General features: G+C 70.7%; 6 protein-coding genes. 2 read left to right on the forward strand and 4 right to left on the reverse strand.

The genetic code is table 11. The features are described 5' to 3' along the window. The first annotated feature begins 129 nt into the window (after window positions 1–129). Together fahA and AMK22_RS15490 are read left to right on the forward strand one after the other, a co-directional pair. Window positions 130–1359: a fumarylacetoacetase gene (gene fahA, locus AMK22_RS15485; protein WP_073785416.1), complete on the forward strand. Its 1230-nt coding sequence runs from the start codon at window positions 130–132 to the stop codon at window positions 1357–1359. A 141-nt stretch (window positions 1360–1500) separates the two neighbouring features. After that, a complete protein-coding gene (locus AMK22_RS15490; RefSeq protein ID WP_073785676.1) occupies window positions 1501–2109 on the forward strand; it encodes a Uma2 family endonuclease in 609 nt (202 codons plus the stop codon). A 25-nt stretch (window positions 2110–2134) separates the two neighbouring features. Here AMK22_RS15490 and recQ read toward each other — a convergent pair whose 3' ends face one another. The 4 genes from recQ to nuoL form a co-directional block, all read right to left on the reverse strand. Then, entirely contained in the window at window positions 2135–4237 is a 2103-nt protein-coding gene (recQ, locus tag AMK22_RS15495) for a DNA helicase RecQ (RefSeq protein ID WP_443333294.1), read from the reverse strand. 144 nt (window positions 4238–4381) lie between these two features. Then, the gene (gene nuoN, locus AMK22_RS15500; RefSeq protein WP_073785420.1) at window positions 4382–6085 is read right to left on the reverse strand and encodes an NADH-quinone oxidoreductase subunit NuoN; all 1704 of its coding nucleotides are present in this window, start codon (window positions 6083–6085) and stop codon (window positions 4382–4384) included. Then, window positions 6082–7653, reverse strand: a complete 1572-nt coding sequence (locus AMK22_RS15505; RefSeq protein ID WP_073785422.1) for an NADH-quinone oxidoreductase subunit M — start codon at window positions 7651–7653, stop codon at window positions 6082–6084. The genes nuoN and AMK22_RS15505 overlap by 4 nt, the downstream gene beginning before the upstream one ends. A 5-nt stretch (window positions 7654–7658) precedes the next feature. After that, window positions 7659–9554 (reverse strand): NADH-quinone oxidoreductase subunit L, encoded by a 1896-nt coding sequence (nuoL, locus tag AMK22_RS15510; RefSeq protein ID WP_073785424.1) that lies wholly within the window; start codon window positions 9552–9554, stop codon window positions 7659–7661. Between the last annotated feature and the right edge of the window lie 5 nt (window positions 9555–9559).

Genomic DNA, 9559 nt, shown 5'->3' on the forward strand with positions numbered 1-9559 from the left:
CGTACCCCCGGGGCACGGCGGAACTTTCCGGTCCTCGCGGACAGTTGGGACACCCTCGGGACACTCCCACGGGCGGCGGCACCGACGTAACGTGTCCCCCAAGCGACCTGGAAAGCGAGGCGGCAACACATGCCCGAGCAGAGCAGCCCGCTCGATCTGGCCGAGGGCGACCCCTTCGGCCCGCACAACCTTCCGTACGGTGTGTTCTCCACCCCCGGCCACCCCGAGGACCGCCGGGTCGGCGTCCGCATCGGCGACCACGTGCTGGACGCCGGGGCCGCCGCACACGCGCTCGGCTCCCCCTACGCGCGGCTCCTCGCCCAGCCGGACCTGACCGCGCTGCTGGCCGCGGGCCGCACCGCCTGGCGGGACGTCCGGCGGGCCCTGACCGCGTGGGTGACGGTCCCGGCGCACCGCCCGGACATCGAACCGCTGCTGCACCCCGTCGAGTCCGTCACGCTGCACCTCCCCTACCGGGTCGCGGACTACGTCGACTTCTACGCGAGCGAGCACCACGCCACCAACGTCGGGAAGATCTTCCGGCCGAACGGCGACCCGCTGACGCCCAACTGGAAGCACCTCCCGATCGGTTACCACGGCCGGTCGGGCACCGTCGTGGTCTCCGGAACGGACGTGGTGCGCCCGTCCGGCCAGCGCAAGGCGCCCACCGACGCGGCCCCGGTCTTCGGTCCGTCCGTCAAGCTGGACATCGAGGCCGAGGTCGGGTTCGTCGTCGGCGTCGGCTCCGAGCACGGCCGCCCGGTCCCGCTCGGCGACTTCCGCGAGCACGTCTTCGGGCTCTCGCTGCTCAACGACTGGTCGGCGCGGGACATCCAGGCGTGGGAGTACGTGCCGCTCGGCCCGTTCCTCGGCAAGTCCTTCGCCACGTCCGTGTCGGCGTGGGTGACCCCGCTGGAGGCCCTGGAGGCGGCCTGGACCGCGCCCCCCGCCCGGGACTTCCCGCTCCTGCCCTATCTGCAGGACGGCGGCGAGGAGCAGGACGGCGGGCTGGACCTGCGGATCTCCGTCGCGATCAACGGGCAGACCGTCTCCGAGCCGCCGTTCGCCACCATGTACTGGACCCCGGCCCAGATGCTGGCCCAGATGACGGTGAACGGCGCGTCGCTGCGCACCGGCGACCTGTACGGCTCCGGCACGGTCAGCGGCGCCGAGCCCGGCCTGCGCGGCTCGCTCCTGGAGCTGACCTGGAACGGCCGCGACCCGCTGGACCTCCCCGACGGCAAGCGGACGTTCCTGGAGGACGGCGACACGGTCACGATGACGGCCTGGGCCCCGGGACCGGACGGCACCCGGGTGGGCCTCGGCGAGGTGACGGGGCGGATCGTTCCGTCCGCGTGACGTACGCATTGACGGCCGTGACCCTCGCGAGGGTCACGGCCGTCGATGTCTCCCGACGGGTTCATTCGTTCGCGCGGTCCCGAATGGGTTTCTGGTCGATACGCTGGACAGACCCGCGAGACTCCGCGCATGGGAGCACTGATGAGCGTCGAACCCGGGGCCAACGAGCCGAGGTGGGCGGTTCCGCCCGTGGGCGGCTGGACCGCCGATGACCTGGACACACTCCCGAATCTGCCTCCGCACACGGAGCTGATCGACGGGAGCCTCGTTTTCGTGAGTCCGCAGACCGTATTCCACGAGCGCGCGATCGACTACCTCAAGTGGCAGCTGCAATCGCTCGCGCCGCTCGACCTGGAAGTCTTTCGCGAATTCACCATCGACGTCGACTGGCAGAACCGGCCCGAACCCGATGTGGTCGTCGTGCGGGCGGACGCGGTCGAGAGTCTGCGGCAGACACGGTTCCCTGCAGAGGCGGTGCTGCTGGCGGTCGAGGTCGTGTCCGACGAGTCCCTGACCCGGGACCGGGAGACCAAGCCTGTGAAGTACTCGCGGGCGAGGATCCCTCACTACTGGCGAGTGGAAAACCACGACGGCAGGGTGGTGGTCTACGTCTTCGAGTTGGAGCCGTCGACCGGGACCTACACATCCACCGGCATCTTCCACGACCGGATGAAGGTCTCCGTCCCCTTCCCGGTCGATCTCGACCTCACCGCGATCACCGCGCGCCGCCGGGCGGCGGCCCCGGAGTAGCCCCGCCGCCGCCGCCCCGCCCGGCTCACTCGTACTCGGGCGGCGGCTCCTCGTCCCAGTCGAATCCCGGGTCGTCGTGCGCGGCCGAAGCGGCCGGGGTCGAAGCGGCCCGCGCGGGAGCGGCCGGAGCCGGGACCGGGGCGGGCGCGGCCGGGCCGGACCCCGTCGCGGGTCCCGGGTCCGCCGTCGGACCGGCCTGCGAAAACGCGTCCTGCCGCGGCCCCGCCGCCGCGTCCGGCGCGCCCGCCGCGTCCGGCGCGCCCGTGAACTCCGCCAGCACCTCCAGCACCCCCTCCCCGTACGTCGCCAGCTTCTTCTCGCCCAGGCCGCTGATGCCGCCGAGCGCGGCCACCGAGTCCGGCCGCACCGTCGCGATCTCGCGCAGCGTCGCGTCGTGGAAGATGACGTACGCCGGGACGCCCTGCTCCTTCGCCCGGCCCCCGCGCCAGGCCCGCAGCGCCTCGAAGACGGGGACGGCCTCCGGCGCCAGCTCGGCGGCGGCCTGCGAGGACTTCGCCTTGCGTTCGCCCTTCGCGGAGCCGGAACGCGAGGCGGGCTTCGCCGCCTCCTTGCGCAGCGGCACCTGGCGCTGCCCCCCGAGGACCGCGCCGCTCTCCTCCGTCAGCACCAGCGTGCCGTACTCGCCTTCGACCGCGATCAGGCCCTGGGCGAGCAACTGCCGTACGACTCCACGCCATTCGGCCTCGGACAGCTCACCGCCGATGCCGAAGACCGAGAGCTGGTCGTGGTCGAACTGGATGATCTTCGCGGTCTTGCGGCCGAGCAGGATGTCGGTGATCTGGCCCGCGCCGAACTTCTGCCCACGCTCCCGCTTCAGCCGTACCACCGTCGACAGCAGCTTCTGCGCGGCCACCGTGCCGTCCCAGGTCTCCGGCGGGGTGAGGCAGGTGTCGCAGTTGCCGCAGGCTGCGGCGCCGGGCTCCTGGCCGAAGTACCGCAGCAGTTGGCCGCGGCGGCACCGGGCCGTCTCGCACAGGGCCAGCATCGCGTCGAGGTGGGAGGCGGCGCGGCGGCGGAACGCCTCGTCGCCCTCGCCGCCCTGGATGAGCTTGCGCTGCTGGACGACGTCCTGGAGCCCGTAGGCCATCCACGCCGTGGACGGCAGCCCGTCACGGCCCGCGCGGCCGGTCTCCTGGTAGTAGCCCTCGACCGACTTCGGCAGGTCGAGGTGGGCGACGAAACGGACGTCCGGCTTGTCGATGCCCATGCCGAAGGCGATGGTCGCGACGACGACCAGGCCCTCCTCGCGCAGGAACCGGGACTGGTGCGCGGCGCGCGTGCCCGCGTCCAGACCCGCGTGGTACGGGACGGCCTCGATGCCGTTGCGGCACAGGTACTCGGCGGTCTTCTCGGTCGCGTTGCGCGACAGGCAGTAGACGATGCCCGCGTCCCCTGCGTGCTCCTCCTTGAGGAAGGACAGCAGCTGCTTCTTCGGATCGGCCTTGGACACGATCCGGTACTGGATGTTGGGCCGGTCGAAACTGGCGACGAAGTGCTTGGCGTCGGGCATGCCCAGGCGCCGGATGATCTCCTCGTGCGTGGCGTTCGTCGCGGTGGCCGTCAGGGCGATCCGCGGGACGCCGGGCCAGCGCTCCCCGAGGACCGAGAGGGCCAGGTAGTCGGGGCGGAAGTCGTGGCCCCACTGGGCGACGCAGTGCGCCTCGTCGATCGCGAAGACGGAGATCTCGCCCCGCGCGAGCAGGCCCAGCGTGGAGTCCAGCCGGAGACGCTCGGGGGCCAGGTAGAGCACGTCCAGCTCGCCCGCGAGGAACTGCGCCTCCATCGAGCGGCGCTCGTCGAAGTCCTGCGTGGAGTTGATGAAACCGGCCCGCACGCCCAGCGCCCGCAAGGCGTCGACCTGGTCCTGCATCAGGGCGATCAGCGGGGAGACGACCACGCCCGTACCCGACCTGACCAGGGCCGGGATCTGGTAGCACAGGGACTTCCCGCCACCGGTCGGCATGAGGACGACGGCGTCGCCGCCCGCCACCACGTGGTCCACGACGGCTTCCTGCTCGCCGCGGAACGCCTCGTACCCGAACACGCGGTGCAGGGTCCGCCGTGCTTCGCTCTCGGTCACATCCATGGTCCCGCCCGTCGTGCTCATCCGCCTGGCCCCGGTGCCGCACGTGCCGTGCCGCCACCGCTCCCTGCCACGATAGGCGCCGCGTACGACAACGCCGGACGGGCTTGACTTCTCGAGCCCGTCCGGCGCCGTCCCGGCCGGGGGTGCCGGCCGTGCGCGTGTGCGCTACCTCACGAAGACCCCCGCCTGGCTCGCCAGGTCCAGGAAGTACTGCGGGGCCAGGCCCAGCGCCAGCGTGACCGCGACGCCGACCGCGATCGTCGTCATCGTCAGCGGGGACGGGACGGCGACCGTCGGGCCGTCCGCCTTCGGCTCGCTGAAGAACATCAGCACGATGACCCGGATGTAGAAGAACGCGGCGATCGCCGACGAGATCACACCGACCACGACCAGCCCGCCCGCGCCTCCGTCCGCCGCCGCCTTGAAGACGGCGAACTTCCCGGAGAACCCGGAGGTGAGCGGGATACCGGCGAAGGCCAGCAGGAACACCGCGAAGACCGCCGCGACCAGCGGGGAGCGGCGTCCGAGCCCCGCCCACTTCGACAGGTGCGTCGCCTCGCCGCCCGCGTCGCGCACCAGGGTGACGACGGCGAACGCGCCGACCGTCACGAAGGAGTACGCGCCCAGGTAGAAGAGGACCGACGAGACGCCGTCCGGGGTGGCCGCGATGACACCGGCGAGGATGAACCCGGCGTGCGCGATCGACGAGTAGGCGAGCAGCCGCTTGATGTCGGTCTGAGTGATGGCGACGATCGCACCGCCCAGCATCGTGACGATCGCGACGGCCCACATGACCGGCCGCCAGTCCCAGGTGAGGCCCGGCAGCACCACGTACAGCAGACGCAGCAGCGCGCCGAACGCGGCGACCTTCGTGGCCGCGGCCATGAACCCGGTGACCGGGGTCGGTGCGCCCTGGTAGACGTCCGGGGTCCACATGTGGAACGGGACGGCGCCGACCTTGAAGAGCAGACCGGTCAGGATCAGCGCCCCGCCGATCAGCAGCAGCGCGTCGTTGCCCATGGTGGCGGCGAGCGCCGGGTCGACCTTCGTGACGGAGCCCTCGACCACGTGCGCGATCTCGGCGTACGAGACGGAGCCCGCGTACCCGTAGAGCAGGGCGATCCCGAACAGCAGGAAGGCCGACGAGAAGGCACCGAGCAGGAAGTACTTCACCGCCGCCTCCTGCGACATCAGCCGCTTGCGGCGGGCGACGGCGCACAGCAGGTAGAGCGGGAGGGAGAAGACCTCCAGGGCCACGAACAGCGTCAGCAGGTCGTTGGCCGCCGGGAAGACCAGCATGCCCGCCACCGAGAAGAGGACCAGCGGGAAGACCTCGGTGGTGGTGAACCCGGCCCGGACCGCGGCCTTCTCGCTGTCGCTGCCGGGGACCGACGCGGCCTGCGCGGCGAAGGAGTCCACCCTTCCCCAAGCTCTCAGCTTCGTTCGAGCAGGGGATACCCCATCGCCGTGCGAGGCGGGGTCGAGCCGGCGCTCCGCGAAGGTGAAGACGGCGACCAGCGCGGTCAGCAGGATGGTGCCCTGCAGGAACAGCGTCGGGCCGTCGATCGCGATGGCGCCCATCGCCACGACGCCCGCCTTCGTCGTGCCGTGTCCCCCGGCCGCGAGGCCGATGATCGCGGCGAAGGAGGCGGCGAGGGCGACGACGGTCAGGAAGACCTGTGTGTAGTAGCGGGACCGGCGCGGCACGAACGCCTCGACGAGCACGCCGACGACGGCCGCGCCGATCACGATCAGGACCGGCATGAGCTGGGTGTACTCGATGACGGGTGCCTGGAACTTCTCGCCCGGGGCGGCCGACGTCACCCCGCCCGCCGTCGCCCACAGGCTGTGGACAGCTGTTGCGCTCACTTGGCGGCCTCCACCTCAGGCTGGGGGTCCTTCTTCTGGACGTCCGACATGGTGTGCTGCACCGCCGGGTTGACGATCTCGGTCAGCGGCTTCGGGTAGACCCCCAGAAACAGCAGCAGCGCGATCAGCGGCAGGACCACCGCCATCTCGCGGACCTTGAGGTCCGCCATGCCCTTGACCTCCGCCTTCACCGGGCCGGTCATCGTCCGCTGGTAGAGGACGAGGACGTAGAGCGCGGCGAGCACGATGCCGGTCGTGGCGATGACGCCCGCCGCCGGGTACACGCTGAACGTGCCGACCAGGACCAGGAACTCGCTGACGAACGGGGCGAGCCCGGGCAGCGACAGGGTGGCCAGACCGCCGATCAGGAACGTGCCGGCCAGGACGGGCGCCACCTTCTGCACCCCGCCGTAGTCGGCGATGAGCCGCGAACCGCGCCGGGTGATCAGGAAGCCCGCCACCAGCATCAGCGCGGCGGTCGAGATCCCGTGGTTGACCATGTAGAGCGTGGCGCCGGACTGGCCCTGGCTGGTCATCGCGAAGATGCCCAGGACGATGAAGCCGAAGTGCGAGATCGACGCGTAGGCGATCAGCCGCTTGATGTCGCGCTGGCCGACGGCGAGCAACGCCCCGTACACGATGCTGACCAGGGCCAGGACGACGATCACCGGCGTCGCCCACTTGCTGGCCTCCGGGAAGAGCTGGAGGCAGAAGCGGAGCATCGCGAACGTGCCGACCTTGTCGACGACCGCGGTGATCAGGACGGCGACCGGGGCGGTCGCCTCGCCCATCGCGTTGGGCAGCCAGGTGTGCAGCGGCCACAGCGGGGCCTTCACCGCGAAGGCGAAGAAGAACCCGAGGAACAGCCAGCGCTCCGTGCTCGTCGCCATGGAGAACGAGCCGTTGGCACGGGCCTCGGCGATCTCGGAGAGCGAGAACGTCCCCGCGACCACATAGAGCCCGATCACCGCGGCCAGCATGATCAGCCCGCCGACCAGGTTGTAGAGGAGGAACTTCACCGCCGCGTACGAGCGCTGCGCCGCCGCGTTCTCGTCGCTGCCCGTGTGCGCCCGGTCCCCGAAGCCGCCGATGAGGAAGTACATCGGGATGAGCATGGCCTCGAAGAGGACGTAGAAGAGGAAGACGTCGGTGGCCTCGAAGGAGAGGATCACCATCGCCTCGACCATCAGGATCAGGGCGAAGAAGCCCTGGGTGGGGCGCCAGCGCGAGGACTTCGTCACCAGGGGGTCGGCGTCGTGCCAGCCCGCCAGGACGATGAACGGGATGAGCAGGGCGGTGAGCGCGATGAGCGCCACCCCGATACCGTCCACGCCCAGTTCGTACCGGACGCCGAAGTCCTTGATCCAGGCGTGCGATTCGGTGAGCTGGTAGCGGTCGCCGCCGGGCTCGAACCGGGCGAGCGCGACGCCCGCCAGGACGAGCGTGGCCAGCGAGAACACCAGCGCCGTCCATTTGGCGGCGGTGCGCCGGGCGGCCGGGACGGCGGCGGTGGCGATCGCGCCGATCGCCGGGAGCGCCGCCGTCGCTGTCAGGAGGGGAAAGGACATGGTGATCAGACCGCCCTCATCAGCAGGGTCGCGGCGATGAGGATCGCCGTACCGCCGAACATCGAGACCGCGTAGGAGCGGGCGTAGCCGTTCTGCAGCTTGCGCAGCCGGCCGGAGAGCCCGCCCATCGTGGCGGCCGTGCCGTTGACCACGCCGTCGACCAGGGTGTGGTCGACGTACACCAGGGAGCGGGTGAGGTGCTCGCCGCCGCGGACCAGGACCACGTGGTTGAAGTCGTCCTGGAGCAGGTCGCGGCGGGCCGCCCGGGTGAGCAGCGAGCCGCGCGGGGCAGTGACCGGGACCGGCTTGCGCCCGTACATCGCCCAGGCGATGGCGACGCCGACGGCGAGCACCACCATGGTGGCCGCCGTGACGGTCGTGGCACTGACCGGCGCATGTCCGTGGCTGTGGCCGGTGACCGGCTCCAGCCACTTCAGGAAGCGGTCGCCGACGGAGAACAGGCCGCCCGCGAAGACCGACCCGAAGGCCAGGACGATCATGGGGATGGTCATCGACCTCGGGGACTCGTGCGGGCGCGGCTCGTTTCCGTCCGCGTCCGGCTGCCAGCGCTTCTCGCCGAAGAAGGTCAGCAGCATCACGCGCGTCATGTAGAACGCGGTGATCGCGGCGCCCAGCAGGGCGACCGAGCCGAGGATCCAGCCCTCGGCGCCGCCCTTCGCGAAGGCCGCCTCGATGATCTTGTCCTTGGAGAAGAAGCCGGAAAGTCCCGGGAAGCCGATGATCGCCAGATAGCCGAGGCCGAAGGTGACGAAGGTGACCGGCATGTGCTTGCGCAGGCCGCCGTACTTGCGCATGTCGACCTCGTCGTTCATGCCGTGCATGACGGAACCGGCGCCGAGGAAGAGCCCGGCCTTGAAGAAGCCGTGCGTCACCAGGTGCATGATCGCGAAGACGTAGCCGATCGGGCCGAGGCCCGCGGCGAGCACCATGTAGCCGATCTGCGACATCGTCGAACCGGCGAGGGCCTTCTTGATGTCGTCCTTGGCGCAACCGACGATCGCACCGAACAGGAGCGTGACCGCGCCGACGATCACCACGACCAGTTGCGCGTCGGGCGCGGCGTCGAAGATCGCGGCCGAGCGGACGATGAGGTAGACGCCCGCGGTCACCATGGTCGCGGCGTGGATGAGCGCGGAGACCGGGGTCGGGCCCTCCATCGCGTCGCCGAGCCAGGACTGGAGCGGCACCTGGGCCGACTTGCCGCAGGCGGCGAGCAGCAGCATCAGGCCGATCGCCGTCAGCTTGCCCTCACCGGTCTCCCCCGTCGCCGCCAGGACGGGGCCGAACGCGAACGTGCCGAAGGTGGTGAACATCAGCATGATCGCGATCGACAGGCCCATGTCGCCGACCCGGTTGACCAGGAACGCCTTCTTGGCGGCGGTGGCCGCGCTGGGCTTGTGCTGCCAGAAGCCGATCAGCAGGTACGACGCCAGGCCGACGCCTTCCCAGCCGGCGTACAGCAGCAGGTAGTTGTCGGCGAGGACCAGCAACAGCATCGCCGCGAGGAACAGGTTCAGATAGGCGAAGAAGCGGCGCCGGCGCTCGTCGTGCGCCATGTAGCCGACCGAGTAGAGGTGGATCAGGGTGCCGACGCCGGTGATCAGCAGCACGAAGGTCATCGACAGCTGGTCGAGCTGGAAGGCCACGTCGGCCCGGAAGCCCTCGACCGGGATCCAGCTGAACAGCTTCTGGTGCAGGGCCCGTTCGTCGGCGGCCCGCCCCAGCATGTCGGTGAAGAGCACCGCGCCGATGACGAAGGACACGGCGGCGAGCAGGGTGCCGATCCAGTGTCCGGAGCGGTCGAGTCGTCGGCCGCCGCAGAGCAGGACCGCCGCTCCGAGCAGAGGCGCCGCGACGAGCAGCGCAATCAGGTTCTCCACGATTC

Origin of the sequence: Streptomyces sp. CB01580 (genome assembly GCF_001905795.1) — a bacterium.
In the GTDB taxonomy this organism is placed as follows: domain Bacteria; phylum Actinomycetota; class Actinomycetes; order Streptomycetales; family Streptomycetaceae; genus Streptomyces.

Excerpts from the sequence above, each read along its gene's own strand:
- fahA (WP_073785416.1), top strand. The coding sequence starts at position 130 with ATGCCCGAGCAGAGCAGCCCGCTCGATCTGGCCGAGGGCGACCCCTTC.
- AMK22_RS15490 (WP_073785676.1), top strand. The coding sequence starts at position 1,501 with ATGAGCGTCGAACCCGGGGCCAACGAGCCGAGGTGGGCGGTTCCGCCC.
- recQ (WP_443333294.1), bottom strand. The coding sequence starts at position 4,237 with ATGAGCACGACGGGCGGGACCATGGATGTGACCGAGAGCGAAGCACGG.
- AMK22_RS15505 (WP_073785422.1), bottom strand. The coding sequence starts at position 7,653 with ATGTCCTTTCCCCTCCTGACAGCGACGGCGGCGCTCCCGGCGATCGGC.